Below are 22,926 nucleotides of genomic sequence, written 5' to 3'. Positions count from 1 at the left end.
TCATCCATCCCCGATCGGCTCGACCAGCCATCGCTGTTCCGCGTCTCCGTTCCGGGGGCTGGGGACCAGGACGGTGCCGGCCTCGGGTGAGGCGGGGGCTATCACGAGGTTTCTCTCGTCGCGTGTGAGGAGTTCTCCTTCGGCGCTCAGCTCGAAGCGGAGGCCGAACGAGAGGTCGCCCGCGGAGTCGCAGAGCTCCAGATCCAGGATCTCGTCGTCCCCTCCGGCGTCCAGGCACAGATCCGGTTCGGCGAGATTGCTCAGGAGTCCGTCGTCGAGGTAGGTCCACCGCTGGGTACTGGCGGTCGAGCAGGCGGAGAGGGTGACCTCCGCGCCGCGCGCGGGCGGTGTTCCACGGACGTCCAGGCACAGGTCGGCGGCGGCGTTGCGCAGTCGGCCGCTCTCCGGGGCGACAGGGAGGGCGGTCGCGGTCGCGGGGGAAGAGGGGGACGGCGTGGGCGTGGGCAGCTGTGTCGCAGGAGGCGGTGCGGTGTTGTCGGACGAAGTGCCGGTCACGACGAGTGCTGCCGCGACAGCGGCCGAGCCGGCGGCGATCCCGGCGATGAGGATCTTCGTGCCCTTGCGGGTGGTACCGGTTTTTCCCTGCCGGGCCGGTCTTTGTGGCGTCTGCGGGGCGTCCGGGTGGCGGGCGTCGGCTCTCTCGGCTGCCGCGGCCACGGACGCTCTCCGCGACGGGCGTGTCCGGCAGGCGGCCAGATAGGGATGTGCGCTCTCGCCGAGGAGCGCCTCCGCCAGCAGCACACCCGGTTTCGTGGCGCAGAGCCTGAGCTGTTCGGCGGTGTGTCGGCAGTAGGAGCACTGATCCAGATGCAGTTGCACCTCGGGCAGCGTGGAACCGAGCGCGGGTGCGTCGAGGAGGCGGCTGTAGTCCCGGCACTCTCTCCCGACCGCGTTCTCGACATGCGTACGCAGGAGCGCTGAGCGCAGTTGCTCCCGCGCCCGGTCCAACTCGAAGGGCGGTATGTCCTCTTCGAAACCGAGCAAGGCCGCGGGGACGGCCGACGACTCGGCTTCTACCTCCAGGTGCCACAGAAGGTACTGGGTGCTCCTCGGGAGCCGCAGAAAGGCGGTGTGGGTCAGGTGCCGGTCCTCGGCGATCGAGTGTGGGGGTGGCTTGTCCCTGTCGGCGGTTCCGGCCTGGTCGTACGACGGCCCCGAGGCGGTGCCGGTGCTCTGGGCGCGCGCACGGGCGGCGTCGCGCACGGCGACGAGGAGGCGAGGGCGCAGGGCGTCGGTGGGTCCGGCCTTCTGGAGGTCCCGTATCACATGGCGAAACGCCGAGGCGGCGAGTGCGCGCGACAGCGCGGGTGAACCGAAGGCGCAGATCTCCGCATAGTCGGTGACCGACGGTCCGTGTCGCGCCATCAACGCCGCGACTGGGGTTGTGCCCTGGACGGTCCGGGACATTCTCAGCGCGGCGACCAGGGCGTCGTCGGACATCCCCGGAGCGGTCTCGGGGTCGGGGGCCGGGCTTGCGGGAAGCGGGTGAGCGAAAGGCACAGGGGGCTTTCCTTCTCCCAGGGCCGCACTGGCAGCCTCATCCCGGGCCGATGCGGGAACGGCGGCAGCGCGGACCTGGCTGTGGCCGTGCGGAGAGAGATGTTCAGCTGGTGACCGCCTGGGGCATGCCGCGCGACCGCCTTGTGGGGGAGCGGGCAACGCATGACCTGTGCGAGCCGATAAACCTGTCACGGAATGTTTCGGGTGTGAACCACCCTGTCACACAGGCCAGATGTCCAACAAGGGGCACCGGGACGAAAGAGAAAGCGATCGGCCTTCCCAGGCGGAACCGTCCTCGCACCAGGTGAACTCGCCGAGCCGGACCCGCTTGTCCGGCTCGGTCCGCACGGCCACCGTGATCGCGACCGAGCCGGGGACGACTCACGGCGACACCCGACTCATGCCGTGCGGCGGAGTGCGCCGATTCGTCCGCCCAACGCGGCGGAGAAGTGGTCCGTGACCTGCTCCAGTGCCTCGGCGGCAGCGGGCGCGACGACCGGTGTGCCGTGGTCGTCGGTGGCGATGTCCCTGTCCAGGGTGAACCAGCCGGGCACGATGTGGGACGCCCCCATGGAACTCAGCACGGGCCGCAACGCGTAGTCGATGGCGAGGACATGGGCCGTGCTGCCCCCGGTGGCCAGCGGCAGCACCGTCTTACCGGCGAGGGCGTACTGCGGGAGCAGGTCGAGCAGCGACTTCAGCAGGCCCGAGTAGGAGGCCTTGTACACGGGCGTGCCGATCACCACCCCGTCCGCACGGGCGAAGAGATCGGTGGCGGCGATGATCGCCGGATGCTTGAAGTCCGCGCCGAGCAGGGCCTCGGCGGGCACCGTACGGACGTCGAACGGGGTCACGTCATGGCCCTGCTGTCGGAGCCGTTCGTCGAGATGGCGCAGCAGACGTGAGGTGCGGGAGGTGGGGGAGGGGCTTCCGGAGACGGACAGGACGGCGGCCATGGGAGAGCCTTCCGGGGAGTGGGGTTCAGATACGTCGAGGGGGTCGTGGACAACTCGTGCTGCTGCTGGTGGTCACCGGCTGCTCACCGGGTGCTCGCCGGGCACTCACCAGGCGCTCGACCGCACGGAGATCAGTGGCCGCAGTTCGTTGCGGAGTGTTTCGAGGAAGGAGACGACCTCGGCGGCCACCGAGCGGTGCTGGAGGTCGTTGAGCACGTCGTGATGGGCGCCGTGGACGACCGAAAGGCGGGCCCTCGACAGGGACTTGGCCGCGCGCTCCAGTGCCTCGTGGTCGGCGAGCGGATCGGCGCCACCGGCCAGGAGCAGTACGGGGATGTCGACCGCGCCCTCGTCCAAGGCGGTCAGTACGGCGTCGGGGACCGCGTCGGCCAGGGTGCCCCGCCGGACCTCGGGGTCCCGGGTGAGCGCGCCGCGGTGGGTCGGGCAGGAGGTGCGGACGTCGAGTTCGTCGTCCCAGGTGGCGCCGGCGTAGGCGGCGCGACCGGGCAGACCGGCGAGGACCACGGCGTCGGGCCGCAGCGCGGCCGGTACGTCGGCCCGGCCGAGGAGCGCGGCGACGGCGGCGGCTCCCGAGTCGGCTCCGACCAGGACGACGGGCCGGGCGACACCGTCCTCGGGCGCGGTGCCCTCGACGGCGTCGGCGAGACGGGACGCGAACGCGGTCAACGAGGCGTCGGGATACGCCTGTTCGAGGACCGGGGCGTCGACCACCCGGACGCGGTAGGCGTCGGCGGCGAGCCGCTTGCCGAAGCGGGTGTAGGTTCCCTGGGTCTCGCCGCGCCCCGGCACCACGATGACGGTGCCCCGGACAAGGAGGCCCTCGGGGCCGAAGTAGTCGCTGTGATCGGTCATTTCACACTCCTGCGGATGCGGATGCGGATGCGGATGCGGGTTCGTGGTTGGGGGTTCGTGGCGCGGGCGGCGCGGCCGGTCCCAGGCGTCGAGACAGGCGTCGGCCCCGGGGCGCTGCCCCCCGTCGGTGGGGGCGTCGAAGCCGTACGCGGCCCCTGGCGAGCTGAACACGCCTTGCCAGACACGGTCGTCGAAGTCGCCGGCCTCGGGCTGGATCCGGAACCCCGGCGTACGCACCTCGCGGTTGGCTGCGGCACGGTCACGGCGGTGCCGAGCCTGATCCGGGTCGTGCGCGCGGCGGCGTGCGCGAGGAAGGTCCACGGCGAGGACGGTCCGCCGCCCCCGAGGGGGACGTGGTGCTGGGCGACCCATCCGATGTCGAACCCGAGTTCGTCGGCGGCGACGAAGAGGCCCTGTGCGTTGCGGTAGGTGCGGGCGATGTCGCCGTCGCGCCCTTGGGCACGGGTGAGGAAACCGAGCCGGAGGCGTGGTCTCTCGATCGACATGGCTGGTACGCCTCTCGTGTCGCGCTGTCAGGCGGCGGTCGTGGCCGCGCCCGCCGTGAGTACGCCGGAGTACGCGGCCTCCGCACCGGCATGCCCCAGCACCAGGTCCAGCACCTCGGCGGCACCGCCCTCGGGCAGTCGCGCACCGCGCCAGACGACGTGCTGGTCGGGGCGGATCAGGACGTTGGCGGTGCCGTACACGGCGCGGGCCGCCGCGTCGGTGAGGTGGACGACCGTGAAGGGCAGGCCGCGCGCGGCGGCCTCGGCGGTGAAATCCTCCTCGACCGTCCGGTCCTCGGTGAGGACCAGCAGGCCGAAGGACGTGCCCAGGCGGTCGTAGAGCGTGCCACCACCCGGGTCGACGGGACCGTCCGGTGCGCGGTGGCCGGGACGCGGGTCGTCCTCGTAGACGTCGGCCCGCCAGGGCGGTTCGTCGTCGAGCTGCCCCGCTTCGTACCAGACGGCCACCGAGGCGTCGTACCGCTCGTCGAAGGCAACCCCGTCGTAGCCGAAGCGGTCCTCGCGCAGCCGCGAGGCGATCTCCGTACGGCGCCGATCCGCCCCGGCGCTGCGGTCCGCGTCGTCGGGGATGCCGCCGGCCCGGATCTCCGCGAGGGTGTCCTGCGTACGGCGGGACCGTTCCAGGGAGTGGTCGGCGACCCGCCGGTTGTGCGGGCGGCGCTCCTGGCCGTAGGTGTCGAGGAGGGACTCCGGGGCGTGGCCGCCGATGACGGCGGCCAACTTCCAGCCCAGGTTGGCCACATCGCCGATGCCCTCGCCCAAGTTGCCGCCGGGCGTGCGCACATGGGCGGCGTCCCCGGCGAGCAGCACGCGTCCCCGGCGGAAGGTCTCGGCGATCCGGGTCGCGTGGTAGAAGGTCGTCGCCGACGCCAGTTCGAGGTCGGCGTCGAACCCGAACGCCGCCCGCGCCACCGTCAGCAACTCCTCCTCGGTCGGCTCGTGTTCGAGCGGGTAGGGACCGGCGTACACCCGCCACTCACGGGAGCTGATGGCGGCCAGGAAGCCCGAGGCCTCGGCGTTGACGACGATGTTGGTGGCGCTCGGCGCGGGACCGACCCGCCCGGCGATGTCTCCGGTGCGTACGACCAGACGCAGCCGCTTCTCGGTGGCGTGCTCCCCTTCCCGGCCGATGCCGGCCAGCCGCCGGGTGGTGCTGCTGCCTCCGTCCGTGCCGAGGACGTAGGCGGCGCGGACGGTACGGGACGCCCCCAGGTCGGTGTCGACGACCTCGGCGGTGATCCCCTCGGCGTCCTCGCGCAGCGCCGTCAGGTCCCAGCCGCCGGCCACGCTCACGCGCTGCTCGGCCAGATGGTCGAGGAAGACCTGCTGGAAGACGGTCTGCGGCCGGCGCAGGGCCTCGTCGGAGGAGTGGCCGAGGCGGCTGCCCCGGTCGGTGAAGGACGGGCGGGGTGCGGACACCAGTTCGTGTCCGACGAGGGAGGTGACCAGCTTGGTGCCCTGGTGCCACTCCGGCGGATAGGTCCAGGCATCGCGGACGCGCTGGAGCAGTCGCCAGCGCCTCAGATGCTCCACCACACGCGGGGTGTGGCCCATCGCCCCCGCCCGCACCAGACTCGCGGTGCGGGCACGCTCGACGACGGCGACCCCGACCCCGCGCGAGGTCAGCTCGACCGCCGCCGCCAGGCCCACCGGGCCCGCGCCGACGATCAGTACGTCCACCGCCGCCGGGGGAGTGGCGGACGGGAAGCGGACGGTGTGCACGTCACGGCCGCCTGTGACCGAGAGGTCGGCCACCGACGGTTCGACCACGGACGACAGCTCACTCATGCGGCGGCCCTCAGTCGCTCACGAGCCGAGGCTCGCGAGTGTGCCGGTTGGCGGGGATCGGCAGGCCGAGGTTGCCGCGCAGGGTGTCGGACGTGTACTCGGTGCGGAACAGCCCGCGCTTCTGGAGGAGCGGGACGACACCGTCGACGAAGTAGTTCAGCTCCTCCTCGGTACGGAAGGCGAGGTTGATGCCGTCGAAGGCGCCGGCCTCGAACCACTGCTGGATGCTGTCGGCCACGGTCCGCGGGTGGTGTCTCATTGGGCGGGACGGCTACGGTACGGCCCCTGACCGCTGATCAGAGGCTTGTCAGCGCGCGGTGGGGGTACCGCGCCGGGTGGCCGGATGCGTCACGGCCTCCTCGGGATGCAGCCACACGGGGCCGTTGCCGGTCTCCACACGCACGGCCCCCGGGGGCGGCCACGGGCCGTGGGTCAGGAACTCGCGCTCCGGTTCGGTCAGGCTCCGGTACCGCGCGAGCGCCTCCGCCGCGTCCGGCGTCACCGGGGCCGACACGGGACCGGGCGCCAACTCGTCGACGGCGCGGGCGTACACGTCGTACGGCCGCCAGCCCGGCACCGCGCGCACCCCGGCCGCCGAACGCACCAGCACCGTCGGCAGCGCGTACCGGTGTCCGCCGTCGGGCGTCTCCTTGGCGGCCCCGGGATGCGGAGACCCGGCGGGCACGGACAGCACCTCGGCGACCGGCCGACGCGCCTCGCCGTGATCGGCACGCACACGTTCGAGTACGGCGGCCGACGCGGCGTCGGCCGCCAGCCGCTCCAGGTCGAGCCCCGGCACGCCCCGTACGGCCGACAGCGCGAGCGCCGGGGTGTCGGCCGGATCCCCGAGGACGAAGACGGTCTCCCGCAGCCGGCGCAGCACCCGCTCGGCCACGTCGGCGCCCTGCGATTCGGCGGCCTTGGCGACGAGCGAGGCCGGCCACGAACTCGCCGCCACCCGGCTCAGATCGACCGCCCTCGGCGCGCGCGTATGACCGCTGATGTCCTCGACGTAGCGGGAGTACCAGGCCGTCTCGGCGGCGGGGTCGGGCGCCGGGTCGTCGTACTGGTCGAACATGACGCAGTACACGCGACGCCAGCGCACCCGGTCCGCCAGCGCCGCACGCAACTTGCGCAGGACCGGCTCCGCGCCCCAGGACCAGGGGCACAGCGGGTCGGTGTACTCCACCACCTCCACCGCGGTGCCGTCCGATACGACCGTCACGCCGCTCCCTTCCGGCTCGACGGGCCGGCCATCTCGTCGTGCAACAGAGTGGTGAGCGTTGTCCCGCCCAGGATCGCGGCGGCCTCCTCCTCGATCCGCCGCCACACCTCGGGCAGGCCGGAGGCGGGTCCCGGATAGTCGAGCCCGGCCAGCGACTCGCCCCGCAGGGTGATCAACTCACCGTCCACGGCACGCGCCACATCCAGGAGCGTGATCTCGTCGGCGGGCCGGCCGAGCCAGTACCCGCCCTCGCAGCCGCGCTGGCTGCGCACCAGACCGGCCTTCCGCAGTTCGCCGACCACGGACTTCAGGAAACGGAACGGAACCTGCTGCGAGGAGGCGATGGCCTCGCATGTGAGGGGGTGGGCAGGATCGCGGGCGAGCTCCAGAAGGGCCCGCGTGGCGTAGTCCGCCTTCGCGGAGATATGCATGCGCACATAATGCCCGACGAGCGGCCCGAGGAGAGCGGGTTGGTGGCTTCCCCTTCACCATTGCGGCAACATTGCCGCAGGTGAAGCGCAATGGACACCTCTTGACATCCTTTTCGGGGCGGCTCTAGCGTCCCGACCCATGAGCGAGCCGTTGACGACCCCCGGCGAAGGTTTCCACCCCCACCTCCACGACACCGCGACGCGGCCGGGATCACCCCTGCGCACCCGGCTGCACCACATCCGCGCCGACGCGCTCGACGGTGACACCGCCCAGACCGGGGGCATGCGCCGCTTCGCCGCGGTCAGCGGCCGGACGGTCGGCTCCGAGAAACTCTGGATGGGCCAGACCCATGTCGCCCCGTCCACCTCCTCCTCCGACCACCACCACGGCGAGTCCGAGACCGCCATCTACATCGTCAGCGGACACCCCGAGTTCGTCTTCCTGGACGACTCGGGCCCCCAGCCGGAGGAGATCCGCCTGCGCACCTCCCCGGGCGACTACATCTTCGTCCCCCCGTTCGTCCCCCACCGCGAGGAGAACCCCGACCCCGTCGAGGAGGCGGTGGTCGTCATCGCCCGCAGCACCCAGGAGGCGATCGTGGTCAACCTCCCGCAGCTGTACGCGCTCCGGGCCGGAGAGGTGTGAGCGCCGCCGCCTGTGTGCCACTCTGGCAGCCGTGATCATCAGAGTGAGCGAGGCACGCGTACGCCCTGAACGCTTCGCGGCGTTCCGCGACGTGATCGTCTCAGCGGTGCGTGAGTTCCCCGGCCGCTATCCAGGCCTGGTGGACCACGAGGTACTCCTCGCGCCCCCCGACTCGCTGCTGTACGTGAGTCGTTGGCGCACCGAGGAGGACCTGGTCGACTACGCCGGCGAGCACTGGCGTGACCAACCCGTGGTGCTGCCGGGCGAGGACGACTACCTTCTCCAGCCGCTCCAGGTACGGCACTTCGTGCGCGCGTCTCTGTGAACCGCTCCGGGACCGAGGCCGCTGCCCCGGCGGTCCGCGTCGTGCCCCGGCCGTCAGGAGATGTCGGTGCTCACCTCTGCCGGGCCGGGTCGGGGCCGGGCGGGGCGGCGTCGAACAGGGGAGTCAGCAATTCGCGGGCCCGCTCCGGGGTGATGACGTCCGCCGGGTCCATCTTCTCGATGCGGCGGCTGCCGGTGTCCTCGTAGATGTGCTCGCCGATCAACCGGCAGTCCGCGTCGTACGGCCAGAACGACGCCATGTAGTGGGTGAGTTGGTAGTAGGCGTCCGGGTCGTCGATGTCCTCGCCCTGCTCGGCCAGGACCCGGCCGGGGAGGTGGTGGCCGAAGAAGGACTCGATGGCCAGGCCCCAGTCCGCGACGGCCACATGGTCGGTGATCGGGCCGAAGACGTTCGCGCGGGCGTCGGTCAGGCCCGCGTAGAACGCGCCGATCTCAGTCATGCCGCGCAGCTGGAACGACGCGCCGTTCTCGTTGATGCGGTACAGGGGCTCGTCGACGACCATCTCCGGCACGAGGATCTCCTGCCAGCGACCGGAGACCTCCAGCAGCGCGTGCCTGCGGAAGTTCAGCAGGATCGCCCGGTGGCGCGGGTTCTCCGTGACGGCGAGGAGGGCGTCGGGCTCTTTGACGACGTCGCGTACGTCGAACATGTTCATGGGAGTGCCTTTCGAGCCGAGTGGTGCGGGCCGGTGCTCCAACCAGGTGGTTCAGCCGGGTGCTTCAGAGGCGGATCTGCATGGGGTCGCTGGCGTCGACGCCGCCGTCGATGACGTGGACGGCGCCGGTGATGTACGGCGCCTCGTCGCTCAGCAGGAAGGCGACCAGGGCGGCGACCTCGTCGGCCGTGCCCATGCGCCCGAGCGGGCTGTGCGCGCGCAGCGCGGCGACGACCGGCTCGCCGCCCAGCGCTTCGGCGAGAGGTGACTGCATCGGCGTCTCGATCAGGCCGGGCGCGACGACGTTCACCCGGACCCCGAGCGGGGCTCCCTCGATCGCGGCGCTGCGGGCCAGGCCGATCACCGCGTGCTTGCTCGCCGTGTACGGCACGATCGCGGCGCTCGCCCGCAACCCGGCGAGGGAGCTGGTGACGACGACCGCGCCGGGGCGGGCGGTGGCGCGGAAGTGCCGCAGCGCGTCGCGCAGGCCGAGCAGGACGCCACGCTGGTTGACCGCCACGACCCGGTCGTAGTCCGCCACGTCGACGTCGGCGAACGTACCGAAGGGGCCGGGGATCCCCGCGTTGAGGTGGAACAGATCGACGCGGCCGAAGCGGGCGACGGCGGCCCGGAGGTACTCCGCCGCGTCGGCCTCCTCCGAGACATCGGCGGTGAGCGCGAGTGCTCCCCGCCCGCACCCGGCGGCGACGGCGGACACGGCGTCCTCGTCGCGGTCGACGAGGGCGACCGAGCAGCCCTCGGCCGCGAGGCGCCGTGCGGTGGCCGCCCCGATCCCGCTTCCGGCGCCGGTGACCAGCGCCACGCGTCCGGCAAGCCCGGCGAATGACATTCGGCCACTCCTTAACTACTCAGAAGTCCTGTTATTTAGGACTGGCGTTTCGTTTGAGGGGACACTAGCCTGCGACCACACGTCGGTCAACGACAGGGAAGGAGCCGCGACGGTGAACAGTTCGGACACCGCCCTGACCGTGCGGGGACTGGGGAAACACTTCGGCGGGGTGACGGCGCTGGACGGTGTGGACCTCGCCGTGCGCCGTGCCGAGGCGGTGGCGGTCATCGGTCCGAACGGGGCCGGAAAGAGCACCCTGCTCAAGCTGATAGCCGGGGTGCACCGCCAGGACTCGGGGACCATCCACCTGGGCGACCGCCGACTGGACCGGCTGCCGCCGCACCGCATCACCAGACTGGGGGTGGCCCTGGCCCACCAGGTACCGAGGCCCTTCCACGGCCTGACCGTCCGCGACAACGTACGGATCGGGGCCATGGCCGCCGGCCCGCCCCTGCGCGGTCCCGAGCTGGCCGACCTGCTGGCCCTGTGCCAGTTGGACACCAAGGCGGACCGGCCCGCGGACTCGCTGCGCGTCCTGGACCTGAAACGGCTGGAGGTCGCCCGCGCACTGGCCACCCGCCCCCAGGTGCTCATGCTCGACGAGGTGGCGGCCGGACTGGTCGGCCGCGAACTCGACGAGGCGATCGACCTGATCCGCCGGGTGCACGGACTGGGCACCACCGTGATCCTCGTCGAGCACATCGAACGCGTCGTACGCGAGATCGTCGACCGCGTCCTGGTACTCAACTGGGGGCGCCCGATAGCGGAAGGGACACCGGCGCAGATCGCCCTCGACGAGGAGGTGCGCGCGGTCTACCTCGGCGACGGCGGCTCCTCGGGGAGCGGCGCTCCCGCAGTCGGCCCTCGCGACACTTCTCAGGACAAGGGGGTCGTAGAACAGGACACGTCTGCGGGAGCCGCGCCGCGCGACACCGACGACGTACTGGTTCTGGACAACGTCAGCTCCGGATACGGCGACATGCTGGCCCTGCGGGACTTCTCGCTGCGCGTCGCACCCGGGCAGATCGTCACCGTGCTGGGGGCGAACGGCGCCGGGAAGTCCACGCTCTGCGGCACCCTCATGGGGACGGTCGGCACCCGTACCGGCCGCATCACCGCGTTCGGCCGGGACATCACCCACCTGCCGGTGCACGAACGGGCCCGCCTGGGCATCGCCTACTGCCAGGAGGGCCGCCGCGTCTTCGGCGACCTCACCGTCGCCGAGAACCTGCGACTCGGCGCCCCGCTCTCCCTCCCCAGGGACGAGGTGGGCACCCGGATGGAGCGGGTGCACACCGTGTTCCCCGTGCTCGCCGAACGCGCCGGGCAGCGCGCGGGCACGATGTCCGGTGGGCAGCAGCAGATGCTCGCCGTGGGCCGCGCCCTCATGGCGGACCCGTCCGTACTGATCTGCGACGAGATCTCACTGGGCCTCGCCCCGGTCGCCATCGACGCGCTGTACCAGGCGCTCGCCGAGATCAACGCCCAGGGCGTGGCGATCCTGCTCGTCGAGCAGAACGTCAAGCGCGCCCTCGGCATCTGCGACCACGCCGTCGTCCTCTCCCGGGGCCGCGTCTCCTACCGGGGCGGCCCGGAGGGCCTGCTCGACGACGCCGACCTGGACGCCGCGTACTTCGGCGCCGCCACGGATGCCCCCGCCACGGATGCCCCCACCACGGATGCCCCCACGACGGAGGCCGCTGTCTCCGCCGCCTCCGCCACCGCCCCCACGACGTACTCCGGCTCGCCCACCCGCACCACTGGAGAACCCTCATGAGAACAGTCAGACCGTCCCTGCGCTGGGCCTGTGCCGCCGTGTGCGCCGCGTTGCTCGCCACCGGCTGCGCCGGCAACAGCACATCGAGCGCGGGCAGCACGAGCAGCAACGACCCCATCGTGATCGGCACCAGCATCTCCCTGTCCGGCGCTGTGGTGCTGACCTCCGTCAAGGACGGCTACCAACTCGCCGTCGACAAGGCGAACGCCGCCGGCGGGATCACGGTGGACGGCGTCAAGCGCAAGGTCAAGCTGGTCGTGCTGGACAACCGCAGCGACACCAACACGATGGTGCAGCAGGTCCGCTCCCTGGTGCTCAGCGACCACGCGGTCGCCCTGCTGGGCTCCTGCTGCCAGCAGAACATCGACATGCAGGGCCAGGCCGACGCGCTGAAGACCCCCCTGCTGATGGGCGCCCTCCCGGTCGAACTGCTGCCCGCGGGCCAGGGATACGCCTGGGACTCCTTCCAGTCCCTGGCCGACGGCGCCGACAAGTTCTACGAACTCGCCGCCACCGCGTCGACCAACAAGAAGATCCTGATGGTCAACACCAACGACGCCCAGGGCAAGGCCACCGGCGAACTGTGGGGCGGACTGGGCGAGAAGGCCGGATTCACCGTCGCCGCCAGCAAGGCGGTGCCGGGCGGCACCACGGACTTCTCCGACGTCATCCAGGCCGGCAGGTCCACCGGTGCCCAGATACTCATCGCCAACATGACACCCCCGGACTGCTTCGCGATGTGGAAGCAGATGAAGGCACTGGCGTACAAGCCGAAGCTCGCCATCGGCCTGCAGTGCGCCCAGACCCCCGGCTGGAGTTCACTCGGCGCGCTGGGCGACGGCACCCTCGTCCAGCTCAACTGGACCGACTCCGCCGGACTCCCGGACACGCGGATGATCGTCGACAAGTTCGCCAAGAAGTACCCGGCGCTCAACGACCTCGGCTCGGTCGCACTCGGCTACCACGAGACCGAACTCCTGCTGGACGCCATCTCCCGGTCCGGCGACGCCACCCCCGCCGCCATCAACAAGGCCCTCGCGACCACCGACATGTCGTCCGCGCTCGGCCCCGTGAAGTTCAAGGACAACAAGAGCACCACCCCGTCCTTCATCGGGCAGTGGGAGAACGGCAAGATCCAGCAGGTCTGGCCCGCCAAGGGCGCCGTTCCCCTGAAGTCCCTCGCCGGCCTGAACTGAGCGTCGCGCCGAAACGACAGAAGGGAGCCGAGACATGAGCCTCGACGTGCTAGCCGCCGGCATTCTGGCCGGCGGCCTGTACGCCCTGATCGGCCTGGGAATCTCCCTGGTCTTCGGGGTGCTCGGACTGATGAACCTGGCCCACGGCGAACTCGTCATCGGCGGCGCCTACTTGGCCTCGCTGCTCGTCGTGGACGCCGGCTGGGACCCCCTGGCAGCCCTCCCACTGGCCATGGCCACCATGGCACTGATCGCCTACCCCCTCCAGCGCTACCTGCTCACGCCCCTGCTGCGAGGCAGCAAGAGCGCCCCGCTCGTCGCCACCTTCGGCCTCTCCCTGCTCGCCCAGGCCCTCTTCCAGGCCGCCTTCGGTACCCACCCCAAGGCCCTGCCCGCCGCCTACGCCGACACCGGACTGTCCGTGCTCGGTGTACGGGTCCAGACCGTGTACGTCATCGCCTTCGGGCTCACCGTCCTCCTGTGCGCCGCGACCCACCTGGTGCTCACCAGGACCCGGGCCGGCAGCGCCGTACGGGCCGCCTCGGCCGACCCCGACACGGCGGCCGTCCTCGGCATCGACGTCAACCGCGTCTACGCCGTGACCTTCGCCGGAGCCGCGGCGCTCGCCGCGGCCGGCGGCGTCCTCACCGGCGTCGCCCAGAGCTTCACCCCCAGCAGCGGACTGCCGCTGCTGCTCACCGGCTTCGCCGTGATGGCCCTCGCCGGCATCGGCAGCGTGGGCGGTGTGCTGGCGGCGGGCGTGGCGCTCGGGGTCCTGCAGTCCGTCAGCGTCGGCCTGTTCGGCGGCGGCTGGCGCGACGTCGTCGTCTACCTGGCCTTCTTCCTCGTCCTCGCGGTCCGCCCGCAGGGCCTGTTCCGAAAGGCGCACGCCGGATGACACTCCCGACCGTCCCACGGCGCTGGTGGCCGGCGAGCGCACTGCTGCTGTCCACCGTGGTCTGCTTCGCCCTCGGCGGCGTGCTCGACAACGGCACCCTCGACCTCGGCGTCACCCTGCTCTGCTATCTGGCCATCGCCCAGGCGTGGAACGTCCTCGCCGGATTCGGCGGCCTGGTCTCGCTGGGCGCCGCGGCCTTCGTCGCGACCGGCAGCTACGCCGCCGCGCTGGTCCTCGTCCACACCGGCCTCGGCTGGCCGCTCGCCGTGGCGGCGGCACCGGTCACCGCCATGCTCCTCTCCCTCCTGCTGTCCGCCGCCCTGCTGCGGCTGCGCGGCGACTACTTCTCCATCGGCACCCTGGCCATCGCCATCGCCCTCCAGGCACTGATCCGCAACTGGAGCTGGGCGGGCGGCGCCAGCGGCGTCACCCTCCCGGCCGACGCCGTACCCAGCGGCGGCAACCTCTTCCAACTCGCCGTACTCGTCGCGGCACTGGCCATGGCACTCACCCTCTACGCCCGGTACAGCGACTTCGGACTCCGCCTGGCGGCGATCCGCGACAACGAACCCGCCGCCGCCGGACTCGGCGTCGCCGTCCGCCGCCACCAACTCGCCGCGCTGCTGCCCTCCAGCGGGATCACCGGGCTGGCCGGAGCCGTGATCGCCTTCCAGTTCGTCGTCATCTCCCCGGACGGCGTGGCCAGCGTCTCCTGGAGCCTCAACGCCGTACTGATGACCGTGGTCGGCGGAACCGGCACCATCCTGGGCCCGGTCCTGGGCGTAGGAGTCGTCTACTACGGCCTCACCCGCGGCCTGCAGAGCGAGCAGACGCTCTCCCTGGTGATCGAGGGCATCCTGCTCATCGGCATCGTCCGCTTCGCCCCGCAGGGCGTGTGGCCACTGCTGTGCCGGGCCGCCCGCCGCCTCCTCGGACCACGCCCCGACTCAGACTCAGACTCAGACTCCGACACCGGTCGCCCGGTGGCCGACCGCGGCAAGAAGGACGAACCCGCCCCCGCAGGAACCGAGCCCGTCGCCCTGGACGCCGTATGAGCGCCCGGGAGTTCGCCGGCCGTACCGTCCTGATCACCGGCGGCGGTGGCGGAATCGGATACGCCACCGCCGAACTGCTGGCCGAGCGCGGCGCCGCCGTGGTCGCCCTCGGGCCCGACGACCGCGGCCTCGCCGAGGTCGCCGCACTGCCCCGGGCGGTCGGCGTCCCCGGAGACGCCGCCGACGAGAACGACGTACGCCGTGCCGTCGACGCCGCGCTGCGGAACGGAGGCCGGCTCGACGCGGTGGTCTGCTGCGCCGGCATCGGCACCTTCGGCACCGTCCTGGACCCGGAACCCGGCTGGCAGGACACCCTCCACGCCAACCTCGACACCGCCTATGTGACGACCCGCCACGCACTGCCCGCGCTGATCGACACCGGCGGATCCGTGGTGCTCGTCTCCTCCCTCGCCGGGACCCTCGCCGTACCCGGCGCCGCCGCCTACACCACCTCCAAACACGCCCTCGTCGGCCTCACCCGGTCGCTGGCCGCCGACTTCGGCCCCCACGGCGTACGCGCGAACGTCGTCTGCCCCGGTGCCGTGCGCACCCGGATGCTCGACCGCGTCATGGACGAGATCGGCTCCCGGTCCGGTCTCGACCGGGACACCGCCTACGCGCGTGCCGGATCGCTGGTGCCGTTGCGGCGGGCGGCGGAGCCGTCGGAGATCGCCGAGGTCATCGCCTTCCTCGCGGGTCCGCGCTCGGCGGTCGTCACGGGGGCCGTACTCATGGCGGACGGCGGTGCGTCCGCGGTCGACCTGAGCCTGTCGGCGCTCGACGCGGGGTGACCGACGGGCCCGCGCATACGCCCGTCCAGTGAGCCCGCCGCCCGCCCCGACGACCACCACGGAGCCCACCCATGACCGAACCGACACCGCCGACAGGCCATGACCCGGGCCAGCCTCCGGCCCCGGCCCGCCCCGCCGTGCTGATCGTCGGCGCGGGCCCCGTCGGCCTCACCGCCGCCCACCTCCTCGGCGCGCGGGGCGTACGGGTCCTGCTGGTCGAGCGCAACGCCACCACCAGCGACGACGCCAAGGCGATCAGCCTGGACGACGAATCACTGCGCACCCTCCAGTCCGCCGACCTGGCCACCGCCGTGTACCCGATCATCGTGCCCGGCACCGGCACCAAGTACTTCGGCGTCGGTGGCCGCCCCCTGGTGCACGCCCGAGGCACCGGCGACCGCCGCTTCGGGCACCCCTTCAAGAACCCCTTCGCCCAACCGGACCTGGAACGCGTGCTCCGCGCCGAACTCGTCCGCCACCCACACGTCGAGGCCCGCTTCGGCACCACCCTGACCGGGCTCACCCCACTCCCGCACGGCGTCCGCGCCACACTCCACGGTGGCGCAGGGCGCCCCGCCGAGGAAGTCACGGCGGACTACGTACTCGGCTGCGACGGCGGACGGAGCACGGTACGCCGACTGCTGTCCGTACCGATGCGGGGCCGCAGCTTCCCCGACGACGTGTGGCTCGTCCTGGACACCCTGGGCGACCCGCACCGCGAGCGGTACGGCATGCACCTCGGCGACCCGGCCCGCCCGACCGTGATCGTGCCCGGCCGCGACGGCCGCTGCCGCTACGAGTTCCTGCTCCGCCCCGACGAGGGCGCGGCCGGGAGAGAACCCCCGTTCGAGCTGGTGAGCAGCCTCCTCCGGCCGCACCGGGCGATCACCCCGGACCAGGTGGAACGCGCCGTCGCCTACAGCTTCCACGCGCTGCTCGCCGAGCGGCTCAGGGTGGGCCGCTGCTTCCTGCTGGGCGACGCCGCGCACATGATGCCGCCGTTCGCCGGCCAGGGCCTCAACTCCGGTGTACGGGACGCCGCCAACCTCTGCTGGAAACTCGCGGAAGTGGTGGCGGGGCGGGCCGGCGACGCACTCCTCGACACCTACGACATGGAACGCCGACCACATGCCCAGGCCGTCATCGACCTCTCCGTACGGCTGGGCCGGACGGTCATGACCACCAGCCGCCCACGCGCACACCTCCGGGACCTGCTGGTGCGTACCGCGCTGCTGACCCGCCCCGGAAGCCGCTACCTCACCGAGATGCGCTACCGCCCCGACACCCGGATCCGGTCGGGAGCCGTCGTCCGCCCGGAGGGCCGGGCACACCCGCTCCTCGGCGCGCCGCTCCCGCAACCGCGCGTCCTGCACGGCCCCGACTACCGCCTCACCCCGCTCGACGACGTCCTCGGCACCGGCTGGAGCCTGCTGGGCGTGGGCCTCGCCGAGGCCGACTGGACCACGGCCGGACGGGCCGGACTCCCGGACGCCACCGAGGTCGACGTGGTCATCGGTGACCGGGCGCTCGACGGCACCGGCCACCGGGCCGGGATCACGGACGCCGACGGCGGGCTGCGGGCGATCCTCCGGGACCTGGCCGGTCGGTTCGTTCTCGTACGCCCGGACCGACTGGTCGCCGCGGTCTTTCCACCGGGCCGAGCCGTACGGGTCGCGCGGGAACTCCGCCGCTTCACGGCCGCTCGCACGGCGAACCCTCCAGGCAGCGAAGGAGTCACCCCATGACAGCCACGGGCCCGCCTCCCACCGGACCGCGCCCGGACGCTACAGTGTCCGGCATGTCAGGAACAGCGTCCCCCAACTACCGTGACCGCAACTCCACGGCCGACCGCGCACTCGACATCCTGACCATGTTCGACGACACCCACCTGGTCATCTCCGGGACGGCGGTGGCGGAGCGGCTCGGCGTCGCCCGTTCCACCGCGTACCGCTATCTGCAGAGCCTCGTCTCCGGGCGCTTCCTGGAGGAGGCGCCCGGCGGCGGATTCCGGCTCGGCCTGCGGGTCCTGGAGATCGCCCGGCTGGCCCGCCGCAGCTACGGGCTCTCCGAGATCGCCCTTCCCCCGATGCGGGCACTCGCCGAAGAGGTGAGGGAGACCGTCCTGCTCACCCGCCGCACCGGAGACCTGGTCATCTGCGTGGACCGCGCGGAGAGCGCGGCCCAGGCGGTACGCATCTCCTACGAGCGCGGCAGCGCCCTGCCCCTCAACGCCGGAGCCGCCGCCCTCGTCCTGCTCGCCTGGAGCCCCGAGGACGAGGCGCGCCGCCTGCTGGAGGCCACCGAACTGCGCAGGTTCACCCCGGCCACCCTCACCGACGTGGACGCCCTGGTCGAACGCCTGGGCAGGATCCGCCGCCTCGGGTACTCCGTCACCCGAGGCGAACTCGACCCCGACGTCGTGGGCATCTCGGCACCGATTCGCAGCCAGGGCGAGCAGGTCGTGGCGGCGGTGAGCGTGGCCGCCCTCGCCTCCCGCCTGTACCCGGAGGCGGAGGCCGAGGTCGCCCAGCGGGTGCTGGCCGTCGCGGGCGAGATCAGCGAACGCCTGGCCCTGGCCGCCGCCTGACACCGCGTCCGCGAAGCGACACCCCCTGGGTCCGCCGGAGGAGTTCGGCGGCCCGTTCCGCGATGGCGATCACCGTGGCGTTGGTGTTCGCCGCCGGGATCGACGGCATCACCGAGGCGTCGGCGATACGCAGGCCCTCGATTCCGCGCACCCGCAGTTCCGGGTCGACGACGGCCATGGCGTCGTCGGCGTCGCCGATGCGGCAGGTTCCCGTGGAGTGGAAGTAGGTCATGAGGCTCTTGCCGACCCAGTCGCGCAGCTCCGCGCCCTGAACGCCCGGGGCCGGGAGCACCTCTTCCTCCCGCCAGGGATCGAGGGCTGCCGCACGGCCGATGTCCCGGACCGTCTCCATGCCGACGACCCAGGTGGCGACGTCACGCGGGTCGCAGAGGTACTGCGGATCGAGCAGCGGCCGGGTGCCCGGGAGCGCGTCGGCCAGGCGCAGGATGCCTCGGCTGTGCGGTGCCATGAGCGCGGTGATGATCGTGTATCCGCTGTCGGGGCCCTGGAACGCCGGGCTGATGAACGGCACGGACACCGAGATCATCTGCAGATCGGGCACCTCGCCGCCGAGCCCGCTGCGCACCAGCCCGCCGATCTCGCCGTGGTTGGCGGTGCTCAGCGGCACCGGCTTCCTGGCGGTGTGGGTGACGCCGGTCCATGGGGTGGTCGTGCGGGTTGGCACCGACACCCGGGAGGTCGAGGACGACGTCCACACCCACGTCACGCAGGTGCTGGGCCGGGCCGATCCCTGACAGCGGCAGGGCCTGGGCCGTACCGATGGTTCCCGCCGCCATGATCACTTCACGGGCGCCGTGTGCCACGGTGGCCCCACCGCGTCCGCCGGCCGCCGCGTACTCGACCCCCGTGCACCTCTCGCCGCTCACCAGGACGCGGTGCACCAGGGTGTCGGTGAGCACGGTCAGATTCGGCCGGTCCAGTACGGGGCGCAGATAGGCCTCGGCCGCGCCGAACCGTCGTCCGTCGACGATGGTCAGGTCGAGCCAGCCGAAGCCCTCCTCCAGCCCACCGCCGATGTCCGTCGCCCGCCCGTGCCCCGCCTCGACCGCCGCCTCCAGGATCGCGGCGGCGAGCGGGTTCGGGTCGGCCGCCGGGGCCACGACCATCGGGCCGCTCGTCCCACGGTTCACGGGGTCCCGGTTCATGGCGTCCCGGCCCCGCACGCTCTCGCCGCGTTTGAAGAACGGCAGGAGATCGTCGTAACCCCAGCCCTTCGCCCCGGCCGCCGGCCACGCGTCATGACTCGACCGGTGTCCCCGGAGGAAGCCCATGGCGTTGATGCTGGACGAGCCGCCCAGGCCACGCCCGTGGCTCCAGCTCACCGGCCCGCCGACACACGGCTGCTCGACCGTGGCGTCCGCCCAGTCCGCCGTGGTGCCGCGGAGGCCCGGCCAGGCGGGCGGGACCGCCATGGCGTCGAGCGGGTGCGCGCTGCCGGCCTCCAGCAGGAGCACCCGCACCTCGGGGTCCTGCGACAGCCGGGCGGCGAGCACGGACCCCGCGCTGCCGCCGCCCACCACGACGTAGTCGTAACCGTCCGTCTCAAGTGCTGTGCGCTTTGCCTTCTTTCCCCTCTTTGCCGGTCACTCCGCGAACGAGGCGGAGGTCGGGTGGGACGCGGACGGGTGTCACCGTCCGCGGGGGTACGGGGCCGCGGTGGGCTCCCCCGGTGGGGCAGGGGACCGCGCCTTGTGAACTCACCGTGGTTTCGAGGCGGCCGACGCCGCCGATGTCGACCGTGACGCGGTCGCCGTCGGCGAGGGTGCCGACACCGGCGGGCGTGCCGGTGGTGATGATGTCGCCGGTGCGCAGGGTCATGACCGAGGACGCGTAGGCGATCAGCCGGGGGACGCTCCAGATGAGGTCCTTCAGGTCGGCGTCCTGGCGCAGCTCGTCGCCGACCCAGGTGCGCAGCGTCAGCGCCTCGGGCGGTCCGGTCTCGTCCGGGGTGACCAGACAGGGGCCGACGGGGGTGAAGGTGTCGAAGGACTTGCGGGTGGAGCGGTCCTCGCCGCCGCGCATGGTGATGTCGAGCAGGCAGGTGTATCCGGCTACGTGCCCGAGGGCGTCGTCGACGGCGATGTCCCGTCCGGGGCGGCCGACGACCAGCGCCAGTTCGCCCTCCTGGTCGAAGCGCCGGTCGGTGTAGGGGAGGCGGATCGTGCCCTGGTGGGCGAGGACCGACGACGGGGCCTTGAGGAAGATGCCGAGGGCGTCGATGTGGTACGCCTCGTTCATCTCGGCCTGGTGGTCGCGGTAGTTGACCGGCGCGGCAATGATCTTCGACGGGTCGGGTACGACCGGCAGGAGGGTGACCTCCTCCAGGTCGAAGACGTCCGCGCCGTGCGGCCTGCCCTCCGGTACGGGATCGGCGAGCAGCGTCCGCAGCGGCCGGCCGAGGTCGACGATCCGGTGGTCGTCGTCGAGCCGTCCGGCCGTGGCGGTGCCGTCGGGCCTGACGAAGCTGAGCAGTTTCATGCGGCGTCCTCGGTGGGGGCGGCGTAGAGCCAGTCGAGATCGGAGTAGTCGTCGGGCCTGCGCAGCCGGAACACGCGGTTGCGCAGGGCGAGCAGGGTGGGGTCCTGGGTGTGCCACAGGTCGCCCCAGGGCCGGGCCACGGTCTGGCAACGGGACGCGTGGGCGATACGCCGCTCCTCGTACCGTTTCAGCGCCCGGTCCTGGGAGTGCGGATGGTCGGACACGGCCTCGGCGAGCGCGACCGCGTCCTCCAGGGCCTGGCAGGCGCCCTGGCCGAGGTACTGCAGCATGGCGTGGGCGGCGTCACCGAGCAGCACCGAGTGGGCCGTCGTCCAGGTCGGCAACGGGTCCCGGTCGTGCACCGGCCAGTCCCGGTGCGGATCGATCAGCGCGACGTACTCACGGACGCTCGGGTGGGCGACGGAGAAGGCGGCACGGAACTCCTCCACGTCACCGCGCGGCTCCAAGGCGCCCGCCGGACGCTCGTACACGGCGACCTGGTTGTACAACTCGCCGCCGCGCACCGGGTACTGCATGAGGTGGATGCCCGGCCCGATCCACAGGGTCACATCGTCGGGTGCCAGGCCCGCGCCGAGCCGCGACCGTACGCTCGTGCCCCGGTAGGCGACATGGCCGCTGAACCGGGGCGGCTCCTGATCGATGAGGCGGCGCACCTGGGAGCGGAGGCCGTCCGCCCCGACGAGCAGCCGCGCGGCCAGCGACTCCCCGTCGGCGAAGGTGACTTCGGCGTGCTCGTTCCCCTCCCGTACGTCGACGGCGGTGCGGCCGGTCCGCAGCTCGATGCCGGGTTCGGCCCGGCAGGCGTCGATCAGGACGGACAGTACGTCGTGCCGGTGTGCGACGACGTACGGATACCCGTACCGGGCGCGGAACGAGGGCCCCAGGTCGAGCACCGTCAGCTCCTCGCCCGTGACCGCGTCGCGGATCACGGCGCGGTCGGGGTGCACGGCCGTGTCGAGGACCGGTCCGAGCACGCCGAGCCGGTCGAAGGCCCGCATCGCGTTCGGGCCGAGCTGGAGCCCGGCGCCGATCTCGGCGAAGCGCGGGGCCTGTTCCACCACCAGGGTCCGGCGCCCGGCACGGGCGAGCGCCAGCGCCGCCGCGAGCCCGCCGATGCCGCCGCCGACTACGAGCGTGTCGTGGACGTTCATACGTCCACCCGCTCGGTCCGGTGCAGGCCCAGGGCCTCCAGCACCGGGCTGTCGCTGGTGGTGAACACGTCCAGCCGGGAACGCGCGTACAACTGCTGCGTGCACCAGGACGGCACGACGAACACATCACCGGGGGACAGGTCGAACGACTCGCCGTTCAGCACGACCGTCCCTGACCCGTCGAGCACGGCGGAGACACGGGTACCGGTCTGCCGCTCCCGGCGGGTCGTCGTACCGGGCAGCACCCGCCGCATCTCGCAGCGCATCGTCGGCATGACGTCGCGGTCGCGGACGGGGTCCCGGAAGCGGACCGTGACGTCCGCCGCGTCCTCGACCTCCAGCAGGGCGTCCAGCGCGGCGTCGGTGTCCCGCCGGCGGTAGACCAGCAGGGGTGAGTGCGCGGGCAGCCCCGACGTGTCGGCGGGCACGAGACCGGCGCCCGCACCCCAGCGACGCTCGGCCGCCGAGCGCAGGACGGGACCCCGGTCCGTCTTCGAACCGGCGTCAAGCCCGACGCCAAGCCCCGTGTCAGGGCCGCCCTCAGGGGCGGCGCCCGGTTCGAAGAAGACCGCGTCGAGCGCCGCGACCATCGGCAGATCGAGCACGTCCAGCCACATCATCGGCACGTCACCGGGATTGTGGTGTTCGTGGAAGGTCCACGACGGAGTCAGTACGAGATCCCCGCGGGCCATCGAGATCGGGTCGCCGTCGACGAGCGTGTACACGCCCTCCCCGTCGAGAACGAACCGCAGCGCGGCGGGCGTGTGCCGGTGCGGGGGCGCCGACTCGTGCGGCTGGAGGTACTGCACCGCCGCCCACAGGGTCGACGAGATGAACGGCGCGCCGTCCAGACCGGGGTTCGACATCGCGAGGACCCGCCGGTCGCCGCCCCGGTCGACCGGGACCAGATCACCGGCCCGCCGACCCAACTTGGCAAGATCGTCCGCACGCCAACGATAGGGCCGCGCACGTACTCGGGGCACCGGCGTGAGTAGTCCTTGCAGTTCCCACAGTGGCTGCAAATGCTGGGCTGAGAGGTCATCGTAGAACGCGTCGAGCGCCGCTTCGTCCGACCTGAACCGGGGTGTCGCCATCGTCCACCTCACTAATGTTCCGTATACGTATCATCAGCA

General features: G+C 72.2%; 21 protein-coding genes and 2 pseudogenes. 9 read left to right on the top strand and 14 right to left on the bottom strand.

What is annotated here, in order from left to right; translation table 11 throughout:
* The 8 genes and pseudogenes from F9278_RS00670 to F9278_RS00635 all read right to left on the bottom strand — a co-directional run bounded on the left by F9278_RS00670 (nucleotide 1) and on the right by F9278_RS00635 (nucleotide 7,321).
* Nucleotides 1-1,461 (bottom strand): RICIN domain-containing protein, encoded by a 1,461-nt coding sequence (locus F9278_RS00670; protein ID WP_152166490.1) that lies wholly within the window; start codon nucleotides 1,459-1,461, stop codon nucleotides 1-3.
* Between the two features lie 458 nt (nucleotides 1,462-1,919).
* Nucleotides 1,920-2,477 (bottom strand): NADPH-dependent FMN reductase, encoded by a 558-nt coding sequence (gene ssuE / locus F9278_RS00665; RefSeq protein WP_152166489.1) that lies wholly within the window; start codon nucleotides 2,475-2,477, stop codon nucleotides 1,920-1,922.
* A 105-nt stretch (nucleotides 2,478-2,582) separates the two neighbouring features.
* Nucleotides 2,583-3,350 carry an alpha/beta hydrolase gene (locus F9278_RS00660; protein ID WP_152173610.1) on the bottom strand — a complete coding sequence of 256 codons (768 nt, stop codon included), beginning with the start codon at nucleotides 3,348-3,350 and terminating at the stop codon, nucleotides 2,583-2,585.
* The gene (locus tag F9278_RS00655; protein ID WP_226966558.1) at nucleotides 3,347-3,856 is read right to left on the bottom strand and encodes an LLM class flavin-dependent oxidoreductase; all 510 of its coding nucleotides are present in this window, start codon (nucleotides 3,854-3,856) and stop codon (nucleotides 3,347-3,349) included. The genes F9278_RS00660 and F9278_RS00655 overlap by 4 nt, the downstream gene beginning before the upstream one ends.
* A gap of 27 nt (nucleotides 3,857-3,883) precedes the next feature.
* The gene (locus F9278_RS00650; RefSeq protein ID WP_226966557.1) at nucleotides 3,884-5,665 is read right to left on the bottom strand and encodes an FAD-dependent oxidoreductase; all 1,782 of its coding nucleotides are present in this window, start codon (nucleotides 5,663-5,665) and stop codon (nucleotides 3,884-3,886) included.
* Nucleotides 5,666-5,675: 10 nt separating this feature from the next.
* Nucleotides 5,676-5,912 (bottom strand): annotated as a pseudogene (locus F9278_RS00645) (LLM class flavin-dependent oxidoreductase); the annotation flags it as partial.
* Nucleotides 5,913-5,972: 60 nt separating this feature from the next.
* Nucleotides 5,973-6,890: a DsbA family oxidoreductase gene (locus F9278_RS00640; protein ID WP_152166488.1), complete on the bottom strand. Its 918-nt coding sequence runs from the start codon at nucleotides 6,888-6,890 to the stop codon at nucleotides 5,973-5,975.
* Nucleotides 6,887-7,321, bottom strand: a complete 435-nt coding sequence (locus F9278_RS00635; RefSeq protein ID WP_152166487.1) for an RrF2 family transcriptional regulator — start codon at nucleotides 7,319-7,321, stop codon at nucleotides 6,887-6,889. Before F9278_RS00635 ends, F9278_RS00640 begins: the two co-directional genes overlap by 4 nt.
* A 139-nt stretch (nucleotides 7,322-7,460) precedes the next feature.
* Here F9278_RS00635 and F9278_RS00630 point away from each other — a divergent pair, with 139 nt between their 5' ends.
* Together F9278_RS00630 and F9278_RS00625 are read left to right on the top strand one after the other, a co-directional pair.
* Nucleotides 7,461-7,967 (top strand): cupin domain-containing protein, encoded by a 507-nt coding sequence (locus F9278_RS00630; protein WP_152166486.1) that lies wholly within the window; start codon nucleotides 7,461-7,463, stop codon nucleotides 7,965-7,967.
* Nucleotides 7,968-7,998: 31 nt separating this feature from the next.
* Nucleotides 7,999-8,292: an antibiotic biosynthesis monooxygenase gene (locus tag F9278_RS00625; RefSeq protein WP_226966556.1), complete on the top strand. Its 294-nt coding sequence runs from the start codon at nucleotides 7,999-8,001 to the stop codon at nucleotides 8,290-8,292.
* 70 nt (nucleotides 8,293-8,362) lie between these two features.
* Here F9278_RS00625 and F9278_RS00620 read toward each other — a convergent pair whose 3' ends face one another.
* Complete coding sequence (locus F9278_RS00620) at nucleotides 8,363-8,968, bottom strand: hypothetical protein (RefSeq protein ID WP_226966555.1); 606 nt, start codon at nucleotides 8,966-8,968, stop codon at nucleotides 8,363-8,365.
* 64 nt (nucleotides 8,969-9,032) lie between these two features.
* The gene (locus F9278_RS00615) at nucleotides 9,033-9,818 is read right to left on the bottom strand and encodes an SDR family NAD(P)-dependent oxidoreductase (RefSeq protein ID WP_152166485.1); all 786 of its coding nucleotides are present in this window, start codon (nucleotides 9,816-9,818) and stop codon (nucleotides 9,033-9,035) included.
* A 112-nt stretch (nucleotides 9,819-9,930) separates the two neighbouring features.
* Here F9278_RS00615 and F9278_RS00610 point away from each other — a divergent pair, with 112 nt between their 5' ends.
* The 7 genes from F9278_RS00610 (at nucleotide 9,931) to F9278_RS00580 (ending at nucleotide 18,122) form a co-directional block, all read left to right on the top strand.
* Nucleotides 9,931-11,595 (top strand): ATP-binding cassette domain-containing protein, encoded by a 1,665-nt coding sequence (locus tag F9278_RS00610; RefSeq protein ID WP_193241327.1) that lies wholly within the window; start codon nucleotides 9,931-9,933, stop codon nucleotides 11,593-11,595.
* On the top strand, nucleotides 11,592-12,791 hold the full coding sequence (locus tag F9278_RS00605; protein WP_152166483.1) for an ABC transporter substrate-binding protein: 1,200 nt from the start codon (nucleotides 11,592-11,594) through the stop codon (nucleotides 12,789-12,791). The genes F9278_RS00610 and F9278_RS00605 overlap by 4 nt, the downstream gene beginning before the upstream one ends.
* Nucleotides 12,792-12,825: 34 nt before the next feature.
* A complete protein-coding gene (locus tag F9278_RS00600) occupies nucleotides 12,826-13,689 on the top strand; it encodes a branched-chain amino acid ABC transporter permease (protein ID WP_152166482.1) in 864 nt (287 codons plus the stop codon).
* Complete coding sequence (locus F9278_RS00595) at nucleotides 13,686-14,744, top strand: branched-chain amino acid ABC transporter permease (RefSeq protein ID WP_152166481.1); 1,059 nt, start codon at nucleotides 13,686-13,688, stop codon at nucleotides 14,742-14,744. Before F9278_RS00600 ends, F9278_RS00595 begins: the two co-directional genes overlap by 4 nt.
* Nucleotides 14,741-15,535 (top strand): SDR family NAD(P)-dependent oxidoreductase, encoded by a 795-nt coding sequence (locus tag F9278_RS00590; protein ID WP_152166480.1) that lies wholly within the window; start codon nucleotides 14,741-14,743, stop codon nucleotides 15,533-15,535. Before F9278_RS00595 ends, F9278_RS00590 begins: the two co-directional genes overlap by 4 nt.
* Before the next feature lie 71 nt (nucleotides 15,536-15,606).
* Nucleotides 15,607-17,280 (top strand): FAD-dependent monooxygenase, encoded by a 1,674-nt coding sequence (locus tag F9278_RS00585; protein WP_152166479.1) that lies wholly within the window; start codon nucleotides 15,607-15,609, stop codon nucleotides 17,278-17,280.
* A 53-nt stretch (nucleotides 17,281-17,333) separates the two neighbouring features.
* Nucleotides 17,334-18,122, top strand: coding sequence for an IclR family transcriptional regulator (locus tag F9278_RS00580; protein WP_152166478.1), 789 nt, complete (start codon nucleotides 17,334-17,336; stop codon nucleotides 18,120-18,122).
* On the opposite strand, the pseudogene F9278_RS49000 reads toward F9278_RS00580, so the two are convergent.
* From F9278_RS49000 to F9278_RS00560, 4 genes and pseudogenes are all read right to left on the bottom strand, one after another.
* Nucleotides 18,091-19,663 (bottom strand): annotated as a pseudogene (locus tag F9278_RS49000) (GMC family oxidoreductase). The gene F9278_RS00580 and the pseudogene F9278_RS49000 overlap by 32 nt on opposite strands.
* Before the next feature lie 22 nt (nucleotides 19,664-19,685).
* A complete protein-coding gene (locus F9278_RS00570) occupies nucleotides 19,686-20,621 on the bottom strand; it encodes a fumarylacetoacetate hydrolase family protein (protein ID WP_152166477.1) in 936 nt (311 codons plus the stop codon).
* Complete coding sequence (locus F9278_RS00565) at nucleotides 20,618-21,793, bottom strand: FAD-dependent monooxygenase (RefSeq protein ID WP_152166476.1); 1,176 nt, start codon at nucleotides 21,791-21,793, stop codon at nucleotides 20,618-20,620. The genes F9278_RS00570 and F9278_RS00565 overlap by 4 nt, the downstream gene beginning before the upstream one ends.
* Nucleotides 21,790-22,722 carry a cupin domain-containing protein gene (locus F9278_RS00560; RefSeq protein ID WP_226966554.1) on the bottom strand — a complete coding sequence of 311 codons (933 nt, stop codon included), beginning with the start codon at nucleotides 22,720-22,722 and terminating at the stop codon, nucleotides 21,790-21,792. The genes F9278_RS00565 and F9278_RS00560 overlap by 4 nt, the downstream gene beginning before the upstream one ends.
* Nucleotides 22,723-22,926: the final 204 nt, after the last annotated feature.

It is taken from the genome of Streptomyces phaeolivaceus (assembly GCF_009184865.1).
Taxonomy (GTDB): Bacteria; Actinomycetota; Actinomycetes; order Streptomycetales; family Streptomycetaceae; genus Streptomyces; species Streptomyces phaeolivaceus.
This window is presented reverse-complemented; position numbering and strand designations above follow the sequence as displayed.